We start from the raw sequence: 18,059 nt of genomic DNA on the forward strand, positions 1-18,059 counted from the left end.
ACGCCCTTGAGTTGCGTCCCAAAGGCGTTTATTTGAAATAACATTTGAAATAAATCACACAGCATGAAGCCTAGTAAAGTTAGACCGACTCTCACGACGTCGTCTAAAGTCAATATGTAATAAGGCAAGCTCTCTTGCGTGAATGCTCTTGCCGTAAGGCGTTGTCAGATATTCACCATCAATTCTAAACTCCGCCCATTCTCTGGTTGTTGGTAGAAATCCTCGATGCTTGGTCAGTAGCAAACGGGCTACCGCTATGGGCCATTTGTTTGTTGTGACCCAACGTTTAACTGAGCTTTCTGAGTAACCGAAATAAGCCGCACACTCCGCATAATTATCGAAGTGATACATCATCAACTCTTTGAGCTGACTCCGTAAATAGCCACACTGATGTAATTCATCCCTAAACGTTAGGTATCTTTCTGTTTTTGTTGTCATGTCGGGAGACCTGCGATTCCATTCTTAAGTGTTACTGTTTATTTAACCAGTTTCGAAGAAACACCATCCAGCTTTAAAGCGTTGTAATCAAAAACCGTAGCAAGTCGCTTCAGTAGTCGATAGTTGTCGCTGTCACGCTCTGCAACATCACCCAACGTCAATAACGCCAGTTCTGAATCGGTAGCAGCCAACGTGCGCATGTATTGCAACGCCATTAGGCCAATCAACTTATCAGAACGTGCTTCACCATCTTCAGCAAAGAACCCTACTTTGCCTTTTGTCTCTCCGGCCTTGTCACTGGTTAAATGTTCAGTGATTAGCTTGTCGAGTTGCTGGTAATCATTCAAAAGTGACAACGTATCATTGTTCTCTTCAATCTCAGCGTGGAATTGAAGCCCAGTGTTAACCGTTGGCGTAACAAGTTTGCTAGTAATTAGGTCGGACACATCATCCATCAATTCAATCATGCGCTGACCAACTTCTTTAGGCTCCGCCTGAGCAAGGTTGGCCTTAGAGTCCTCAATGTTAGCCTCAAAAGTGTCTTCGTTAGCCGACTCCAATTGTTCAAAGTCGTAACCACGTTCTTCGTACAATGAGATAAGTTTTCGTTTCTCATTGCTGGTTAAGGTCGCCTTCTCTTTTTCGAATTGACTGATCACATTCCGGTTTAAACCAGATAATTTAGCCGCTGAAGAAATGGACATTCCGATAAAAGTTCGAGCATCAAAAAACTGTGCTCCGGTAAGTTGGTTTACATTCATAATTTAAGTTTCCTATAGGATCGATAACACTTGATTTGCAGTTGCAAAGCAGTTGCTAGGCATTGCACTGCAAGGGTTCATGCAATGTTTGCATGCAGTTGGAATCTATCGCATGCACAGATTCCAGATACAAAAAAGGCTATGTAACCGCTAGGTTGCACAGCCTTTATTTATTTACTGAAAGAGACCAACAACCCAAGTTTGGCTAAAGTTATTTGGTTTAGGCTCAACCTTAACATCGACATTTGAAAAGGGTTTGAGTTGTTGGAATTGAGAGATGCATAACGGGTCAATGTCGAGCTGGCGCTCTTGATAACCGATACCCGAAGCGGTCATATGTGGAGTGCTGATTTCATCAATCGGCATTGCAAGGTGAATCTTGCTCATTTCGTAGGGATTACCCTGCCCTTTGTTCGATACGCCACTGCGTTGGCTGATGCCCATAAATACAACTTTCATAGTTTGTCCTAGTGTTTAGTGATAAGGCTTTCATAGTCCCGTTCTGGTTTCGGGTTAAGGTGCCTTGTGATTGGATTAGGTTTAAATTTTCGTTGCTCGTGTCGTGTGAGAGTTAACTCACCATCTGGCCAAATAACCAGTGATATTGATTCACGTGGGGAGACTGGAACTTCAACTCCACCTAAGAAAGGATCTAAATCAAAGTCATCGCCCAAACCTAGATAAGACTTCAATCGCTCTGCTGGGTCATCTGCCAAACCAAACTCATGTGCAAGTCGACTTGTCACGCCAAAGGCCACAGCTAAAGCGGAAGAATCATCAACATTAGCAAGCGGTGATTCAGGCTCTACATAATCGCCTGGACGCTGATTATCAAAATCAAACTGTAGAATTTGAGCAAGTGGCATGCGCTCCCCCGTACTTAAGTTTTGCAAATCTGCTTTCGACAAACCAATAGCCATTAGATCCCGTATATTCCGACCTAAAGTCGATGGAGAAGAGTGCGCTTTAACCTCATCATAACCACGATCACATAGCGTCATGTAGAAGCGAAAAAGGCGGTCGGCCTTTGCATAAGAAATGTTTCCTTTAGGCGTTACCATCGAGTACATATCACGCAACAACGCTTTAATTTTTGAGTCGTTGTATATCTCAAGTTCTTCACCCTTGACCGCCTCAAGCAAGTCTTTAAACAATTCTTTAAACATCCACTCACAGAATGAATAGTTGTTCATGTGCTCAAATTGTTCGGCATGACGAATCACTTTCCAGACCCCACAAGTACCAACAACACGCTCTAGAAAACGTTTTTTCGCTCGGCCTTCAAAGCGCAAGCGATTAGCAGCAAAAGAACGTAACTCAAAGTCAGAAAGCTGGTTTATCACTCGTTCATAGCGAGATGTTTTCTCTCGTCTTGCTCGACGTTTTAGCTCTGTTAGTTGGTGTGAGATTTCATCAAGCTTAGAGTAGATTGCTAGCACATAAGCGCGACCGGCATCCGGTGTACTTTCTGAAGCCTTGTTGAAGTAAAGCGTAGTTTCGTAGTCTGAATTACGGGCTGGCTTTAGGTAGCGGTTAGAGATATTGCCAAGTGCCTTAATTGTTTGTCTGAGGACATCTTCACTCTCGCACTGGATCGAGTAAGTGCTATCAATACGTCGAAACTCCGCTAAACCAACATCGAGCATGTCAAAAAATTCTGGCTGAGCCTCTTGAAGCGCTGACAGTAAATACTCAGTACATAGGCGTAAATTGTCGGAGCCGTACACGTTGTGCCCCTGCATAACCTTAGCTGGAGAAGCTTTGATTCGAGCATATGCCCAGAACTGGTTAGCTTTTGGACAGGCATCAAATACACGACAAGCAATATCAGTAAATGAAGATGGGATTCGAGACCAAGGATGATAAAGGTCATCTGTTATCGTGTGGTCACTACCATCAATAGCAAATTCAACAGATCCAGATGCGATCTTAAGACCTGTTTTTCTTCCTAGTTTTTCAAAATCCACGAAGCCACAGTCACCCATTACGGTAACGCACTCAGCTTTAAGTGGAATTGCAATTTCTAGAAAGTCGTACAAGTCAAAACCCTGTCAATATCAATTGTGACACTAATAATGTCATTTAAAGTGTCAACTATGCTATCAAAATGAAATTCACTATTCAACCAAAAGTGACCTTGCAAACAACAAGATAAGGGTCATATCTGGCACCCAGAAAGAACTAGCCTCACAAAGTTGGGATATAATAGCGAGAACGATGCTATGAGGCTTACCTATGATTTTTGAAGAGATTGGTGGCATTGACGCCCTTTCCGAACGTGTCAAACACGCCATTAAAGATAATGGTGGTTATGATCTGACTAGCGAATACACTGGCATAAGTGTTAGTACCTTAAAGCGCATAGCCGCAGGCAAAACAGAGCCTAAGTTTAAAGATATTGTCAGCATCGCTGAGGCAACCAGAACCCCACTCATGTTTCTCGCCTATGGAAATGGCAGCGTACTAGAGTCTAAGTTTGAAATGCTTATGGCTGACATGATTAGAGAGGCTAGAAAGAAAGACTATGACATGTCAGCACTAAAAATGTCGTTTGGCATGGTACTAGGCTCACTTAAGACTATCGCTAGTACACCAGATCAAAAGAAAGAACTGGATGAATTTCTAGATAGAATCATGGATGAATTTGACGCCCCGTTGATTGAATAAATCAAAATGACAACATAAGCCGCTATTAGAGCATGCGGCTTTTTAACACTACAAACCCACTGAGGAGTTAGCTAAACATGGGAACAATCAGTTTTTTTTCAGAGCAAGTAGATAGTGAAGAAGGTTCTAATTTCATCGAGGTAAAAGATTGCATTGCTAAACCGATGATAGATGTAACTGATGGTGAATTTGGTCAGTTACTCAATAGGGTTTCTTTTGACGATTGGGAGCAATTTGAGCGGTTTGTCGATAGCATCAATTCACTACATGATAGATTGAAAGGAATGCACAAATAACCTCTTTACACGCTAGAAGATTGCTAGGGCTTTGTAGGAAATGGCTTGTAGAATTCTTAAAGCTCAGTGTATTGCTAACCGCGCCCCATCAATTCCGCAGCTTACAACAAGTTCATCAGGGGCTTGGTGCCGCGCTCTCGCTCCGCAATCGCTTATCCCTGCGGGGCTAGTTATCTAAACGCTGAAAGGGGATCGATAAACGATCCCCTTTCGGTGCGTCCAGTTCTGGATTATTCAGCGTATTATGGAAATTATGTTACGGGCTTCACTGGCAAAGCGATTCGCCCTCACCATCTTCACGAACTGGCGGACAGCGAGCTGCCCTCTGTTCGGAATCACTACTTCGTTCGCCCACCCTTTGCTTTCGTTCAGGCCTACGGCGAACCACTCAACATAATTCCAAACTACATAATACGCACTTTAGGGTTTTGATTCTTGTTACAGCTTTCAAGGCCAACTGCCATAAAGAAGCATTTATGTTAGCTTAGAAATTCTATCAACTCATCCAAATCACACTTTATGTGAGTTGACCTCACTACAAACAAAAACGCCCTTGAGTTGCGTCCCAAAGGCGTTTATTTGAAATAACATTTGAAATAAATCACACAGCATGAAGCCTAGTAAAGTTAGACCGACTCTCACGACGTCGTCTAAAGTCAATATGTAATAAGGCAAGCTCTCTTGCGTGAATGCTCTTGCCGTAAGGCGTTGTCAGATATTCACCATCAATTCTAAACTCCGCCCATTCTCTGGTTGTTGGTAGAAATCCTCGATGCTTGGTCAGTAGCAAACGGGCTACCGCTATGGGCCATTTGTTTGTTGTGACCCAACGTTTAACTGAGCTTTCTGAGTAACCGAAATAAGCCGCACACTCCGCATAATTATCGAAGTGATACATCATCAACTCTTTGAGCTGACTCCGTAAATAGCCACACTGATGTAATTCATCCCTAAACGTTAGGTATCTTTCTGTTTTTGTTGTCATGTCGGGAGACCTGCGATTCCATTCTTAAGTGTTACTGTTTATTTAACCAGTTTCGAAGAAACACCATCCAGCTTTAAAGCGTTGTAATCAAAAACCGTAGCAAGTCGCTTCAGTAGTCGATAGTTGTCGCTGTCACGCTCTGCAACATCACCCAACGTCAATAACGCCAGTTCTGAATCGGTAGCAGCCAACGTGCGCATGTATTGCAACGCCATTAGGCCAATCAACTTATCAGAACGTGCTTCACCATCTTCAGCAAAGAACCCTACTTTGCCTTTTGTCTCTCCGGCCTTGTCACTGGTTAAATGTTCAGTGATTAGCTTGTCGAGTTGCTGGTAATCATTCAAAAGTGACAACGTATCATTGTTCTCTTCAATCTCAGCGTGGAATTGAAGCCCAGTGTTAACCGTTGGCGTAACAAGTTTGCTAGTAATTAGGTCGGACACATCATCCATCAATTCAATCATGCGCTGACCAACTTCTTTAGGCTCCGCCTGAGCAAGGTTGGCCTTAGAGTCCTCAATGTTAGCCTCAAAAGTGTCTTCGTTAGCCGACTCCAATTGTTCAAAGTCGTAACCACGTTCTTCGTACAATGAGATAAGTTTTCGTTTCTCATTGCTGGTTAAGGTCGCCTTCTCTTTTTCGAATTGACTGATCACATTCCGGTTTAAACCAGATAATTTAGCCGCTGAAGAAATGGACATTCCGATAAAAGTTCGAGCATCAAAAAACTGTGCTCCGGTAAGTTGGTTTACATTCATAATTTAAGTTTCCTATAGGATCGATAACACTTGATTTGCAGTTGCAAAGCAGTTGCTAGGCATTGCACTGCAAGGGTTCATGCAATGTTTGCATGCAGTTGGAATCTATCGCATGCACAGATTCCAGATACAAAAAAGGCTATGTAACCGCTAGGTTGCACAGCCTTTATTTATTTACTGAAAGAGACCAACAACCCAAGTTTGGCTAAAGTTATTTGGTTTAGGCTCAACCTTAACATCGACATTTGAAAAGGGTTTGAGTTGTTGGAATTGAGAGATGCATAACGGGTCAATGTCGAGCTGGCGCTCTTGATAACCGATACCCGAAGCGGTCATATGTGGAGTGCTGATTTCATCAATCGGCATTGCAAGGTGAATCTTGCTCATTTCGTAGGGATTACCCTGCCCTTTGTTCGATACGCCACTGCGTTGGCTGATGCCCATAAATACAACTTTCATAGTTTGTCCTAGTGTTTAGTGATAAGGCTTTCATAGTCCCGTTCTGGTTTCGGGTTAAGGTGCCTTGTGATTGGATTAGGTTTAAATTTTCGTTGCTCGTGTCGTGTGAGAGTTAACTCACCATCTGGCCAAATAACCAGTGATATTGATTCACGTGGGGAGACTGGAACTTCAACTCCACCTAAGAAAGGATCTAAATCAAAGTCATCGCCCAAACCTAGATAAGACTTCAATCGCTCTGCTGGGTCATCTGCCAAACCAAACTCATGTGCAAGTCGACTTGTCACGCCAAAGGCCACAGCTAAAGCGGAAGAATCATCAACATTAGCAAGCGGTGATTCAGGCTCTACATAATCGCCTGGACGCTGATTATCAAAATCAAACTGTAGAATTTGAGCAAGTGGCATGCGCTCCCCCGTACTTAAGTTTTGCAAATCTGCTTTCGACAAACCAATAGCCATTAGATCCCGTATATTCCGACCTAAAGTCGATGGAGAAGAGTGCGCTTTAACCTCATCATAACCACGATCACATAGCGTCATGTAGAAGCGAAAAAGGCGGTCGGCCTTTGCATAAGAAATGTTTCCTTTAGGCGTTACCATCGAGTACATATCACGCAACAACGCTTTAATTTTTGAGTCGTTGTATATCTCAAGTTCTTCACCCTTGACCGCCTCAAGCAAGTCTTTAAACAATTCTTTAAACATCCACTCACAGAATGAATAGTTGTTCATGTGCTCAAATTGTTCGGCATGACGAATCACTTTCCAGACCCCACAAGTACCAACAACACGCTCTAGAAAACGTTTTTTCGCTCGGCCTTCAAAGCGCAAGCGATTAGCAGCAAAAGAACGTAACTCAAAGTCAGAAAGCTGGTTTATCACTCGTTCATAGCGAGATGTTTTCTCTCGTCTTGCTCGACGTTTTAGCTCTGTTAGTTGGTGTGAGATTTCATCAAGCTTAGAGTAGATTGCTAGCACATAAGCGCGACCGGCATCCGGTGTACTTTCTGAAGCCTTGTTGAAGTAAAGCGTAGTTTCGTAGTCTGAATTACGGGCTGGCTTTAGGTAGCGGTTAGAGATATTGCCAAGTGCCTTAATTGTTTGTCTGAGGACATCTTCACTCTCGCACTGGATCGAGTAAGTGCTATCAATACGTCGAAACTCCGCTAAACCAACATCGAGCATGTCAAAAAATTCTGGCTGAGCCTCTTGAAGCGCTGACAGTAAATACTCAGTACATAGGCGTAAATTGTCGGAGCCGTACACGTTGTGCCCCTGCATAACCTTAGCTGGAGAAGCTTTGATTCGAGCATATGCCCAGAACTGGTTAGCTTTTGGACAGGCATCAAATACACGACAAGCAATATCAGTAAATGAAGATGGGATTCGAGACCAAGGATGATAAAGGTCATCTGTTATCGTGTGGTCACTACCATCAATAGCAAATTCAACAGATCCAGATGCGATCTTAAGACCTGTTTTTCTTCCTAGTTTTTCAAAATCCACGAAGCCACAGTCACCCATTACGGTAACGCACTCAGCTTTAAGTGGAATTGCAATTTCTAGAAAGTCGTACAAGTCAAAACCCTGTCAATATCAATTGTGACACTAATAATGTCATTTAAAGTGTCAACTATGCTATCAAAATGAAATTCACTATTCAACCAAAAGTGACCTTGCAAACAACAAGATAAGGGTCATATCTGGCACCCAGAAAGAACTAGCCTCACAAAGTTGGGATATAATAGCGAGAACGATGCTATGAGGCTTACCTATGATTTTTGAAGAGATTGGTGGCATTGACGCCCTTTCCGAACGTGTCAAACACGCCATTAAAGATAATGGTGGTTATGATCTGACTAGCGAATACACTGGCATAAGTGTTAGTACCTTAAAGCGCATAGCCGCAGGCAAAACAGAGCCTAAGTTTAAAGATATTGTCAGCATCGCTGAGGCAACCAGAACCCCACTCATGTTTCTCGCCTATGGAAATGGCAGCGTACTAGAGTCTAAGTTTGAAATGCTTATGGCTGACATGATTAGAGAGGCTAGAAAGAAAGACTATGACATGTCAGCACTAAAAATGTCGTTTGGCATGGTACTAGGCTCACTTAAGACTATCGCTAGTACACCAGATCAAAAGAAAGAACTGGATGAATTTCTAGATAGAATCATGGATGAATTTGACGCCCCGTTGATTGAATAAATCAAAATGACAACATAAGCCGCTATTAGAGCATGCGGCTTTTTAACACTACAAACCCACTGAGGAGTTAGCTAAACATGGGAACAATCAGTTTTTTTTCAGAGCAAGTAGATAGTGAAGAAGGTTCTAATTTCATCGAGGTAAAAGATTGCATTGCTAAACCGATGATAGATGTAACTGATGGTGAATTTGGTCAGTTACTCAATAGGGTTTCTTTTGACGATTGGGAGCAATTTGAGCGGTTTGTCGATAGCATCAATTCACTACATGATAGATTGAAAGGAATGCACAAATAACCTCTTTACACGCTAGAAGATTGCTAGGGCTTTGTAGGAAATGGCTTGTAGAATTCTTAAAGCTCAGTGTATTGCTAACCGCGCCCCATCAATTCCGCAGCTTACAACAAGTTCATCAGGGGCTTGGTGCCGCGCTCTCGCTCCGCAATCGCTTATCCCTGCGGGGCTAGTTATCTAAACGCTGAAAGGGGATCGATAAACGATCCCCTTTCGGTGCGTCCAGTTCTGGATTATTCAGCGTATTATGGAAATTATGTTACGGGCTTCACTGGCAAAGCGATTCGCCCTCACCATCTTCACGAACTGGCGGACAGCGAGCTGCCCTCTGTTCGGAATCACTACTTCGTTCGCCCACCCTTTGCTTTCGTTCAGGCCTACGGCGAACCACTCAACATAATTCCAAACTACATAATACGCACTTGGATTTAGGGATTGTAAGCGAGACAACGGCCATCACACTGCGTGTGAAATCTGAGCTGTGTCTTTTATCCACGTTCAACTTTACACAGTCTCGCGCTGGTTAACGGGTTATTCTTCGACTATTCCAATAACCTTCAATCAGCATCACGACGTGTAATGACCGTGGTGTCAGCGTCATTCACGACACCATCGAGCACGGCTTTAAGGCCATTTCTAGACTCAGTAAATAACACCCCACATATCTGGGCTAATCATATAGCTCATATACTTGTAACGGATCAAATGGTTTATTGAATGGCTTGGTCTCTAAGAGGATTTGAATTTGACGCAAATCTATACTCTCAAAGACATCTTGTTGCTCTCGATGTCGAAACACCTTCTTAATTGTTAGCCAATCATCCAGTCGTTGAGAGTCGCCTGTTTCTGCTACATATGCCAGCAACGTTCGGCTATATTCGGCTTCTTGTTGCGCGATACATGTATCCATTGTCATCTGACTTAGTAGCAATAATGCTGCCTTTTTCTGCTCACTGCTCAGTTCATTAAACCATAGTGAGGCCACTTCTTGCTTTTCAAGCGGCCGTCGCATTTGAGCACATTGCTCCACTTTAAGGTTTAAATTATCGTAAGCCTGTAGCATGTTCATGCGGAGGTGCTCAGGCCAACTCATGGCACTGGCTGGTAAAGTAAGGAACATGAATAATGCAGTGACATATTGTTTTCTATAACGCATTGTAAACACATGTGGCTACAGACATGTAACCTCCTTTATGTAATCAATATGCCACTCATAGTACACTTCATTTTAATGAAACACCGCTCAGTGGGTTTACGGCGTATCGCTTTCACATGATGTTTCGCTGTCATCTACCGTTAACAGGCGCATTTCTACACGTCGGTTCAAAGCTCTGCTTTCTGGCGTCATGTTCGATGTTATAGGCTTTGATGCACCCTCGCCCTTAGCCTCTATTTGCTCAGGAAGTATTCCCATGCCTTCAAGCCACATTGCGACTGAGCGCGCTCTATTCTCTGATAACGTTTGGTTATATTCATCAGTACCTTCAGCATCAGTGTGACCAATGAGTTCAACTTTAGCCTGTGTAGATTTCTTCAATACGCAAATTATGCGCTGGGCTTTTTGTTCGACAACCTGTTGGCCGTCTATATCGTAACTGTCGGTATCAAAATAAATCGAATTCATACGGCTATCTACTGGCTCTACAGCTTCCAACAGAACAGGTTCGTCAAACTCCATATTCATCGGTGACACAGAGGGTAAACGTGGTACGGAACTTCCCAGAGTAAATGCGGCGCTAAACAGTAAGGTATGGCTGTTGTAATTATCAATTTCGTCAATGTACTGGTATCCACCAGAAACCCTAAATTTATCGGTAACCCAATAAGTTAAGCCAGCTTCAACCATCGGGGATACGCCTTTTAACGTACTTTGGCTTTTTTTCGAATCCCAATATGCGACCCCGACCCGAGCATAGATACTGTAGTCATTTGACAGAAAGTAGTCGTACTTGAGCGCACTTTCAACTATTGAGGTGGTGCTCGCGTTTTCTGTATCTAAGTCTCCGCGCTGTTGAAATCCAATGTCCCAACTATACATTCGATTGAACTCAAGTCCGCCATAGATTCCTAACATTGTTCCCTTTGAAGCTTGACCATTTGAGGTATCGACAGGAAATTGGTATCCGTCCTTTTGACCAATGAATGGTGAAAGTGTGTAGCTGTTCTCCTCAGCTCGCGATGATTCGAATACTAATAGAGAAGCCAAAATTAATAGGTAGTGCTGTTTATTGAGCATAATAATTTCATTGCGTGAATATGTTCACTACAGATTAATTATCTATCGATGATGGCGTGTTTCAGATTCGTATCATCTTTAAATCCATCCTTCATAAACATTACAGCGTAACAACCGTTTCGCTACTGAATAATTGGGGGTTTGATGGGCTAAAAGTTGGGATTCTGCTATCAGGCATTTAGTTATAGTGCTTCAAGTGGGTGTTTTTTAGCGTGCGAGGTCAATCATTCCAGGATGCTTATCCCGAATCGCTAGCAAAGCATCCGGTGGCATTTGAACATTAGCGAACCAAAAAGGCTTATGCTTCTCAACGAACACACCGCTACGATCTAGAGTATCAAACATTGCGTAAGCTTGGGCCTGAGCTAAAGCAACCCCTGCTTCGCTACGTTCGATAACAGCAATATTGTCTAAGTCTTCTTGTAGCGCGTTTTTCAATGGAAACGTAAATGGTGTCCACTCGATAGCATCAACAACTTTTTGCGTAAGTTGTTGCTCTAATCGGCTAATAACGCTCGGTAAAATACTCAGCTCTGGTTTGATTTCAGCACATGCGTAGTACTCTTCTCGCATGTTCTTTTCTCTGTAAGATTGCATTTTTTCTATCTGAGCGTCTTCGAAAAGCTGACTAAAATGATTGACGATCGCGAAATGGCTAATAGTGCGCAACACACCAAGCAATATACCTTGTTGCGGATTTTTAAAGTTAGCCTGCTCTAACCGCAGCCTGGTCACATTGGCGGTTAAAATCATATGCTGCCAGAGCTTAGGGGCAATGCTTTTGGTCACAGGGTCATGCCAACGCAACAATGGTTTGGCCATTAATATCGGAAACAGTAAGCTGCAATTGTCGATCCCAAGAGTTCCGATGGCTGCTATCGGGTCCTGCTGATTTCTGACTGTTTTCCCTAATCTGCCACAAAACTTGGGATTGTTGACTAACGCCAGTACGTTGGACTTCAACTGATGATCATTTGTGGTAAGGACTGACAGTTTAGGAAAAGTTAAAGATGGCGAGTAAGCAACACTAAGAAAATAGGAGAAATCAGGAAACTTGCCAAACAATTGCAATGGCGTCATTTTTGAAAGCCTTTCAACCATCGTTTTTTCAGCGTGTTCAGCAATGTCGCCAACAACTTGGCCAAAGATCTTTTGCCGTTCCTCAATCGCTTTTCTGCGCTCCTTTACTTTTGAACTTTCGCACTCCAGTAGTAACCGCTGATTCTCGGTGATACGCTCCTCTTCTTTAAGAATGACACTGTCACAAAACTCACTTTGACGACTCAGAGCACCATCAACATCTGATTGATCAAGAATATACTTTAAACTAACCAACCACTTTGCGTGGCGAGCGCGTGTTTGTAGAGCGATTTTTTGAGCTAACTCATTCGCTTCACTATTGTATTTCTTGTTCGTTATTAACAGGTTTGACATATTCTCGTTTAAGTTTTTTGTCGCCTTTAGCTGGCGCTATTAAAGAACAGTGTACGTTTTTGAAATGCCAGATGAATGAGAGTTCTAATTAACTTACTTTCTATAGAGTTGGCATGACTTGCTATAGCTTTTTCAACTATAGCAAGAGATTGGGATTAATACCTAGGAGGAACGTGAGATTAGAGATTTGGTGACGTTCAGCTTAACTGCTGCGTTTTTTACCTTTACTCGTAAAACCTTGAAAAGGGAATACATTGCGAATACGCTGCTGTATTTTTTTAGGAATCTGCTTAGACATCACGAGTTTAGTGCCTGTACGTTGCTGATAAACTTTAAGCTCACCACTGAATGGCGTACGTTCCGCAATTTCAACAACATTGTGTTTAAAGCCCGGTGGAAAATGCCCTTTTTCTTTAGTGATTTTACCATCGGTAAAGGTCACTCTAAGTACTGGCCTATCGACGGCAACTAACCAAAATATAATAGCGGATGCGACAAGAATAACGTATAGCATAGTTCTATCCTTATTAATCGAGAAGCTTACTTAAATCCTCTTTGAGGCTGCTCACTGCCTTACTCGCTTTTTCACTTCGAGAGGCTTCAGAAAGCAGATACTCAATAGCATCGGATAAAGTACAACCCAACTCGTTAGCTCGGTGTGACAACTTCTCCCATACACGGTAATCAAGGTCTATCGATTTTTTCTTAGTGTGTATCTGTTCCGCATTGAAATGACGTTTACGTTTTGCACGGATGGCCTGTTTGAGCTTGTTATCGAGTTCAGGAGCCATATGAGTTTCTATCCACTCGACCACCTTTACGGGTTGGTGTTCTAACTGACGTAACTCGTTAACCGCGCTATCTGCTTCACTAGTATCAATGTGGCAAGTGATCGCTTCTCCCGCTTTCCACTTATTGATTAGATAATTCCATTTCCAACCACACTCTAGGTTTTCAAGCTGTTGATATTTCATTGCAAAGTCATTCCGTTTCAGTTCTAGGTGACAGCGTAACCCTAACGATGCAAAGTTACAATCCCTATTGTAATCGAAAAGCGATCAAGATCATGAGATAAAATTATCTATATATACCAGAAGCATTTTTCTATATAATTTCGCTCCATTTTACGTATATGAACTGAATTGATGAATCAAGAAAGCTGGCACGCTGTTACCCCGCAATATTCGCAATATGACGCTCAAATCAATCGATTTAATCAGCTAGAGAAAGTTGATTTTTTTGACATCCAGCCACGTCTCAAACAAGCAATTAATACCCTATGTAACGTGAATGGCTTTAACCGTATATTGATGGTCAATGCGGTAGACAACGCCTTTTACCGCAATATCGTTAAAGATGGTCTAGTTAGAACGGATAGTTCCAAACCGGTATTAACGACTGAATCTTTAGACATTGCTACTTTAGTCGGTTCATATACCTGCGACGACAAAGGTGACATTGTCACTAAAGTCGAAGGGCTTTTAGACAAGGCAGACGGCGGATATCTGATCACACCGGTCACATTATTACTCGCCAATCCCGCTAGTTGGCAAATGATTAAATCAGCTGTTCTTGGTGAACAGATTAGCCCTGTCAATGCCAATCCTCGCAAAATTGCTTTAGAGAAACCTTGTCGTCAATACGAAATCAAGCTTGTTCTTGTTGGTGATCGTCACCAAATTGCAGATTTCGAATACATTGAACCAGAGCTTTATTGCGGCCTTGCGATGTTTACAGAGATTGAGCAAGAACTTCCTCTCAATAAGCAGAGCATCGAAACTTACTTAGGGTATATTGCTTGGCTAGTTGATGAATACCAACTCCCTACACTCTCCTTTGGCGCTATTCACCGCTTAATGATTGCGGGTGCAAGGTACACAGAAGATCAGCACTACATGCCGATAGAGACACTTTGGTATCTTTCATTACTTAATGAAGCTTTACTCACGTCAAATGGTAAAGTCATTTCAGAGCAAGACCTTGACCAAGCGATAGCAAATAAATATCAGCGCGAATCTTATCTCCCAGAGCGCGCTTTGGCTGACATTACGGACGGTCAAGTTATCATCGAGACTGAGGGTGAATGTATTGGTCAGGTAAATGGACTCACTGTTATTGACGTCCCTGGGCATCCCATGTCTTACGGCGAACCAGCACGAATCTCTTGTGTGATCCATTTTGGTGATGGTGATATCTCAGATGTGGAACGCAAAGCGGAACTTGGTGGCAATCTACACGCCAAAGGCATGATGATCATGCAAGCTTTCGTCAGCAGTGCACTCAATTTAGATGAACCTTTGCCCTATTCTGCTTCAGTTGTTTTCGAACAGTCATACAGTGAAGTAGATGGAGACAGTGCGTCGTTGGCAGAGCTCTGTTCTTTTGTCAGCGCACTTTCGGAATATCCGATTGATCAGCAGATCGCGGTGACTGGCGCGGTAGACCAATTTGGGCGCGTGCAAGCTGTTGGCGGTCTCAACGAGAAAATCGAAGGCTTCTATCACGTATGTAAGCATAATGGCTTTACAGGTGATCAGGGTGTGATTCTGCCTAAGTCGAATTTAAAACATTTATCGCTCAATAAAGATGTCGTAGAAAGTATCAAAAATAACGAATTTCATATTTGGTCGGTATCTAACGTCGATGAGGCAATTCCTATCATTATGGGTAAACCATTCCGTGGTGATGACGAAGAGAGCGTGATCAGTAGAATCGCGCAACGTATTGAAAACTTTGAAAGACATGAGCACCCACAAGGAATTGTGGAACGCATCAAAAACTGGTTGTTTTAACCGAGTTTTAATTCATATTTTTACTGATCGGAGTTGTTTAGCGTACACGTGTTCACTAACATGCTGCTATCAAAATTTGGAGTAATTGATAATGCAAAACAAACGTGATTCTTATAACCGTGAAGATCTTCTAGCATCTAGCCAAGGTGAACTATTTGGTGAAGGCTATCCTCAGCTTCCAGCACCTAATATGCTAATGATGGATCGCATCACTAAAATGTCAGAAACTGAAGGTGATTTCGGTAAGGGTCTAATTCTAGCAGAACTAGATATTACTCCGGATCTATGGTTCTTTGATTGCCACTTCCCTGGCGACCCAGTAATGCCTGGTTGTCTTGGTCTAGATGCTATGTGGCAGCTAGTTGGTTTCTTCCTAGGCTGGGTTGGCGGTAAAGGCAAAGGCCGTGCTTTAGGTGTCGGCGAAGTTAAGTTTACTGGCCAAATCCTACCGACTGCCAAAAAAGTCACTTACGAAATTAACATGAAACGTGTTGTAAACCGTAAGCTAGTAATGGGTCTTGCTGATGGCCGTGTATTAGTTGATGGCAAAGAGATTTATGTGGCAAAAGACCTTAAAGTAGGCCTTTTCCAAGACACTTCTGCTTTTTAAGCGCAAATGTTTCAACAAACGACTCTTCGGAGTCGTTTTTTTGAGTCAAATGTATTTAGTTATAGTGCGCTAATTATATCATTAAAAGCCCCTTTCGGGGCTAAATCCTATTTCGTATGTGGAGAGTGAGTGTTATTTGTAGAGACCAGAGTGTTTATCTTCTCTGGCATCGCGCCAACCACCAAGCCAATAAGATCGAGCATCCATCTGTTGGTATGGACATGCCTCCATCGAGCGGCCATTTAGGCCCGCTTTATATCCTTGAGATTGAGCTCTTTCTAAGCGGTCACGCTTTTGTCTCTTCATAGTGTCGTCCTCATACATAAAATGTGTCTTAACGTACTACTTTATCTATCGCAGACTGACTATCGTTAGCACAGCACTAGTCGATAGAAGTGAAGTTTTTATGACTTCACCATTAAGATTCGATCAAAATGACGCTTAATTCAAGGTATAAAAAAGGCACAGATCCAAAACTGTGAACCTGTGCCCTAGTTGAAAATTTAACCTATTTTCTACGGAACCCTAGAAACCCTAATAGAGTCAGAGCGATAAAGCCAATTGTGCCACCTTGACGCTCAACCGTCTCCTGAGTTACAGGACGTGTGCTTATATCTGTCGCTGTCTGACCATTGATAGGGACAAGTTTCACCCCAACAAGTGACGCGCCGGCATTACATGTAGCATCAATAGCTTCACTGTCAAAGCCACCAGCACAGTAGTATGCTGTCGCTGCAATGATACCTGCGTCGTTGATGTCAGCCGCTTCAATTATGCGATATTGATTGTTATCTGTAGAAGCACCAGAACCATAGGTTAGATCATCCAAGTAACGCGCAATACCACCGATAGGCGCAGAACCAGCGACAGTACCTAAGTTAGTGATAAACGCGCGTTTAGCACGCGGTTTACCATTGGTCTCTTTGTGACTTTCAAAGTCGATAGTTCCAACGACATCGTTGGAATTGTTAATACCGCCGGCTTTACCACTTGCGCCGTTAAAAAAGATGCTACCACTAAATGCTTTGTATACTGGTGAAGTTAAGCTGTCGACATAAAACAATGTATTCGCATATGCACCATTAAGGGCTTGATTCAGTTTTGCTGTACCAATTGCGATACCATTGTTATTAACTGCTTGTAGCGTTTGGTTAGCGTATTCAGAAGTCGCATAAGGGAAACCATCAACAGCTTTCGAAGTCCAGCTCGTTCCACCATTGTTGTCCGACTTAAACACGGTTGCTCTGAAATACACATCGCTGTCGGAGTTATAACCAACAGCATATAGAACATTCCCGTCTTTAATAATATCTCGAGCACTAGCGTGAGCTCTACGATCGCCATTATTTGTGGTAGTACTGCTGATCCAGTCAATCGGAGCTTGTAATACTCCATCGACCCAAACAGCAGCATACGAATTGTTATCACTGGTAGCGTGGTTTGATGTTTTAGTAACGCTTCCTACTGTGTAGTACGTGCCACCATCCTCCAAAGTTTTCCAAGCATGTGATTCTGCGTAAGTCGTACTATTGTGAGTTCGAGATAAATCATCAACTGATGTGCCATTGATACTAGTAAACGCAACGTTACGAGGAGAACCGCCAATAGTTCTATTCCCTGTTGCAAAGCCATTATCAATACTATTGACTACGGTATTCTCTGCGTACAAAGCTGAACTATTTAAGTAAGCAATAGACCCCGCATAGTTGCCAGCTTGTTCTTTCGCGTAGCCTTGTGTGTACTGCTTATCAGCCCAGTCATCGCACAAAGAATATGAGTAACCTAGGAAGTTACGACAGTAGTTTCTAAAACCATCGTAATTGTCATCAAGGTATGTCCAACCGTATGGTAAAAAGAACGGTGATTCATCACGATACTGGAACCCTTCACGGTAGCGCTTAACTTCTGTCGCCATTTCAGAAGTAGAATCTGAACAGGTACTGCCAACGCTCCAACAATTAGTCGTATTTGGAGCAACAGCTACACCGTAAGTTTGTAGGCTAGAACTGGTTCCCTCTGGGTCTTGCAAATAAACATTATAAAGCGCTGCATGAGCACCGAAAGAAGCAGCGATCGTTGCTGCCACTAGTGAAACTTTAAAAATATTACTACTCATTAA

General features: G+C 42.7%; 21 protein-coding genes and 1 pseudogene. 6 read left to right on the top strand and 16 right to left on the bottom strand.

The genetic code is table 11. The features are described 5' to 3' along the window. Nucleotides 1-54: 54 nt before the first annotated feature. The 4 genes from ACQEXP_RS00400 to ACQEXP_RS00415 all read right to left on the bottom strand — a co-directional run bounded on the left by ACQEXP_RS00400 (nucleotide 55) and on the right by ACQEXP_RS00415 (nucleotide 3,238). Nucleotides 55-438 carry a DUF3653 domain-containing protein gene (locus tag ACQEXP_RS00400; protein WP_426967460.1) on the bottom strand — a complete coding sequence of 128 codons (384 nt, stop codon included), beginning with the start codon at nucleotides 436-438 and terminating at the stop codon, nucleotides 55-57. A gap of 38 nt (nucleotides 439-476) precedes the next feature. Further along, nucleotides 477-1,199 (bottom strand): helix-turn-helix domain-containing protein, encoded by a 723-nt coding sequence (locus tag ACQEXP_RS00405; RefSeq protein ID WP_426967462.1) that lies wholly within the window; start codon nucleotides 1,197-1,199, stop codon nucleotides 477-479. 174 nt (nucleotides 1,200-1,373) lie between these two features. After that, a complete protein-coding gene (locus ACQEXP_RS00410; RefSeq protein ID WP_426968011.1) occupies nucleotides 1,374-1,643 on the bottom strand; it encodes a hypothetical protein in 270 nt (89 codons plus the stop codon). Nucleotides 1,644-1,666: 23 nt separating this feature from the next. Then, complete coding sequence (locus ACQEXP_RS00415) at nucleotides 1,667-3,238, bottom strand: phage/plasmid replication protein, II/X family (RefSeq protein WP_426967464.1); 1,572 nt, start codon at nucleotides 3,236-3,238, stop codon at nucleotides 1,667-1,669. 196 nt (nucleotides 3,239-3,434) lie between these two features. Between ACQEXP_RS00415 and ACQEXP_RS00420 the strand changes: the two genes are divergently transcribed. Continuing rightward, complete coding sequence (locus tag ACQEXP_RS00420) at nucleotides 3,435-3,866, top strand: helix-turn-helix domain-containing protein (protein ID WP_426967466.1); 432 nt, start codon at nucleotides 3,435-3,437, stop codon at nucleotides 3,864-3,866. Between the two features lie 77 nt (nucleotides 3,867-3,943). Then, entirely contained in the window at nucleotides 3,944-4,162 is a 219-nt protein-coding gene (locus ACQEXP_RS00425) for a hypothetical protein (protein WP_426967468.1), read from the top strand. Between the two features lie 601 nt (nucleotides 4,163-4,763). Here the strand turns inward: ACQEXP_RS00425 and ACQEXP_RS00430 are convergent. From ACQEXP_RS00430 to ACQEXP_RS00445, 4 genes are all read right to left on the bottom strand, one after another. After that, entirely contained in the window at nucleotides 4,764-5,147 is a 384-nt protein-coding gene (locus ACQEXP_RS00430; protein ID WP_426967460.1) for a DUF3653 domain-containing protein, read from the bottom strand. A 38-nt stretch (nucleotides 5,148-5,185) separates the two neighbouring features. After that, nucleotides 5,186-5,908: a helix-turn-helix domain-containing protein gene (locus ACQEXP_RS00435; protein ID WP_426967462.1), complete on the bottom strand. Its 723-nt coding sequence runs from the start codon at nucleotides 5,906-5,908 to the stop codon at nucleotides 5,186-5,188. A 174-nt stretch (nucleotides 5,909-6,082) separates the two neighbouring features. After that, a complete protein-coding gene (locus ACQEXP_RS00440; RefSeq protein WP_426968011.1) occupies nucleotides 6,083-6,352 on the bottom strand; it encodes a hypothetical protein in 270 nt (89 codons plus the stop codon). 23 nt (nucleotides 6,353-6,375) lie between these two features. Then, the gene (locus tag ACQEXP_RS00445) at nucleotides 6,376-7,947 is read right to left on the bottom strand and encodes a phage/plasmid replication protein, II/X family (RefSeq protein WP_426967464.1); all 1,572 of its coding nucleotides are present in this window, start codon (nucleotides 7,945-7,947) and stop codon (nucleotides 6,376-6,378) included. 196 nt (nucleotides 7,948-8,143) lie between these two features. On the opposite strand from ACQEXP_RS00445, the gene ACQEXP_RS00450 reads away from it, so the two are divergent. Then, nucleotides 8,144-8,575, top strand: coding sequence for a helix-turn-helix domain-containing protein (locus ACQEXP_RS00450; protein WP_426967466.1), 432 nt, complete (start codon nucleotides 8,144-8,146; stop codon nucleotides 8,573-8,575). Between the two features lie 77 nt (nucleotides 8,576-8,652). Then, entirely contained in the window at nucleotides 8,653-8,871 is a 219-nt protein-coding gene (locus ACQEXP_RS00455) for a hypothetical protein (protein WP_426967468.1), read from the top strand. A 557-nt stretch (nucleotides 8,872-9,428) separates the two neighbouring features. Here the strand turns inward: ACQEXP_RS00455 and ACQEXP_RS00460 are convergent. From ACQEXP_RS00460 to matP, 6 genes and pseudogenes are all read right to left on the bottom strand, one after another. After that, a pseudogene (locus tag ACQEXP_RS00460) lies at nucleotides 9,429-9,533 on the bottom strand (type II toxin-antitoxin system prevent-host-death family antitoxin); the annotation flags it as partial. A 5-nt stretch (nucleotides 9,534-9,538) separates the two neighbouring features. Continuing rightward, nucleotides 9,539-10,024: a hypothetical protein gene (locus ACQEXP_RS00465; RefSeq protein WP_426967469.1), complete on the bottom strand. Its 486-nt coding sequence runs from the start codon at nucleotides 10,022-10,024 to the stop codon at nucleotides 9,539-9,541. Nucleotides 10,025-10,120: 96 nt separating this feature from the next. Continuing rightward, on the bottom strand, nucleotides 10,121-11,104 hold the full coding sequence (locus tag ACQEXP_RS00470) for an OmpA family protein (protein WP_426967471.1): 984 nt from the start codon (nucleotides 11,102-11,104) through the stop codon (nucleotides 10,121-10,123). A 207-nt stretch (nucleotides 11,105-11,311) separates the two neighbouring features. After that, nucleotides 11,312-12,538 carry an HDOD domain-containing protein gene (locus tag ACQEXP_RS00475; RefSeq protein WP_426967472.1) on the bottom strand — a complete coding sequence of 409 codons (1,227 nt, stop codon included), beginning with the start codon at nucleotides 12,536-12,538 and terminating at the stop codon, nucleotides 11,312-11,314. Between the two features lie 202 nt (nucleotides 12,539-12,740). Continuing rightward, entirely contained in the window at nucleotides 12,741-13,052 is a 312-nt protein-coding gene (locus ACQEXP_RS00480) for a DUF3634 family protein (protein ID WP_269376751.1), read from the bottom strand. A 13-nt stretch (nucleotides 13,053-13,065) separates the two neighbouring features. Beyond that, nucleotides 13,066-13,512 (bottom strand): macrodomain Ter protein MatP, encoded by a 447-nt coding sequence (gene matP / locus ACQEXP_RS00485; RefSeq protein ID WP_269376752.1) that lies wholly within the window; start codon nucleotides 13,510-13,512, stop codon nucleotides 13,066-13,068. A gap of 171 nt (nucleotides 13,513-13,683) precedes the next feature. Between matP and ACQEXP_RS00490 the strand changes: the two genes are divergently transcribed. Further along, nucleotides 13,684-15,330: a S16 family serine protease gene (locus tag ACQEXP_RS00490; protein ID WP_426967474.1), complete on the top strand. Its 1,647-nt coding sequence runs from the start codon at nucleotides 13,684-13,686 to the stop codon at nucleotides 15,328-15,330. A gap of 91 nt (nucleotides 15,331-15,421) precedes the next feature. Next, nucleotides 15,422-15,940, top strand: a complete 519-nt coding sequence (fabA, locus tag ACQEXP_RS00495; RefSeq protein ID WP_138972371.1) for a bifunctional 3-hydroxydecanoyl-ACP dehydratase/trans-2-decenoyl-ACP isomerase — start codon at nucleotides 15,422-15,424, stop codon at nucleotides 15,938-15,940. Nucleotides 15,941-16,072: 132 nt separating this feature from the next. Here fabA and rmf read toward each other — a convergent pair whose 3' ends face one another. Then, nucleotides 16,073-16,246, bottom strand: a complete 174-nt coding sequence (rmf, locus tag ACQEXP_RS00500) for a ribosome modulation factor (protein WP_004414030.1) — start codon at nucleotides 16,244-16,246, stop codon at nucleotides 16,073-16,075. Nucleotides 16,247-16,448: 202 nt separating this feature from the next. After that, nucleotides 16,449-18,056 (bottom strand): DUF3466 family protein, encoded by a 1,608-nt coding sequence (locus ACQEXP_RS00505; protein WP_426967476.1) that lies wholly within the window; start codon nucleotides 18,054-18,056, stop codon nucleotides 16,449-16,451. Between the last annotated feature and the right edge of the window lie 3 nt (nucleotides 18,057-18,059).

This window comes from Vibrio sp. TRT 1302, assembly GCF_050113875.1.
Lineage (GTDB): Bacteria > Pseudomonadota > Gammaproteobacteria > Enterobacterales > Vibrionaceae > Vibrio.

Coding starts and splice junctions, on each gene's coding strand:
- ACQEXP_RS00400 (WP_426967460.1), bottom strand. CDS start 438: ATGACAACAAAAACAGAAAGATACCTAACGTTTAGGGATGAATTACAT.
- ACQEXP_RS00405 (WP_426967462.1), bottom strand. CDS start 1,199: ATGAATGTAAACCAACTTACCGGAGCACAGTTTTTTGATGCTCGAACT.
- ACQEXP_RS00410 (WP_426968011.1), bottom strand. CDS start 1,643: ATGGGCATCAGCCAACGCAGTGGCGTATCGAACAAAGGGCAGGGTAAT.
- ACQEXP_RS00420 (WP_426967466.1), top strand. CDS start 3,435: ATGATTTTTGAAGAGATTGGTGGCATTGACGCCCTTTCCGAACGTGTC.
- ACQEXP_RS00425 (WP_426967468.1), top strand. CDS start 3,944: ATGGGAACAATCAGTTTTTTTTCAGAGCAAGTAGATAGTGAAGAAGGT.
- ACQEXP_RS00430 (WP_426967460.1), bottom strand. CDS start 5,147: ATGACAACAAAAACAGAAAGATACCTAACGTTTAGGGATGAATTACAT.
- ACQEXP_RS00435 (WP_426967462.1), bottom strand. CDS start 5,908: ATGAATGTAAACCAACTTACCGGAGCACAGTTTTTTGATGCTCGAACT.
- ACQEXP_RS00440 (WP_426968011.1), bottom strand. CDS start 6,352: ATGGGCATCAGCCAACGCAGTGGCGTATCGAACAAAGGGCAGGGTAAT.
- ACQEXP_RS00450 (WP_426967466.1), top strand. CDS start 8,144: ATGATTTTTGAAGAGATTGGTGGCATTGACGCCCTTTCCGAACGTGTC.
- ACQEXP_RS00455 (WP_426967468.1), top strand. CDS start 8,653: ATGGGAACAATCAGTTTTTTTTCAGAGCAAGTAGATAGTGAAGAAGGT.
- ACQEXP_RS00465 (WP_426967469.1), bottom strand. CDS start 10,024: ATGCGTTATAGAAAACAATATGTCACTGCATTATTCATGTTCCTTACT.
- ACQEXP_RS00470 (WP_426967471.1), bottom strand. CDS start 11,104: ATGCTCAATAAACAGCACTACCTATTAATTTTGGCTTCTCTATTAGTA.
- ACQEXP_RS00475 (WP_426967472.1), bottom strand. CDS start 12,538: ATGTCAAACCTGTTAATAACGAACAAGAAATACAATAGTGAAGCGAAT.
- ACQEXP_RS00480 (WP_269376751.1), bottom strand. CDS start 13,052: ATGCTATACGTTATTCTTGTCGCATCCGCTATTATATTTTGGTTAGTT.
- matP (WP_269376752.1), bottom strand. CDS start 13,512: ATGAAATATCAACAGCTTGAAAACCTAGAGTGTGGTTGGAAATGGAAT.
- ACQEXP_RS00490 (WP_426967474.1), top strand. CDS start 13,684: ATGAATCAAGAAAGCTGGCACGCTGTTACCCCGCAATATTCGCAATAT.
- fabA (WP_138972371.1), top strand. CDS start 15,422: ATGCAAAACAAACGTGATTCTTATAACCGTGAAGATCTTCTAGCATCT.
- rmf (WP_004414030.1), bottom strand. CDS start 16,246: ATGAAGAGACAAAAGCGTGACCGCTTAGAAAGAGCTCAATCTCAAGGA.
- ACQEXP_RS00505 (WP_426967476.1), bottom strand. CDS start 18,056: ATGAGTAGTAATATTTTTAAAGTTTCACTAGTGGCAGCAACGATCGCT.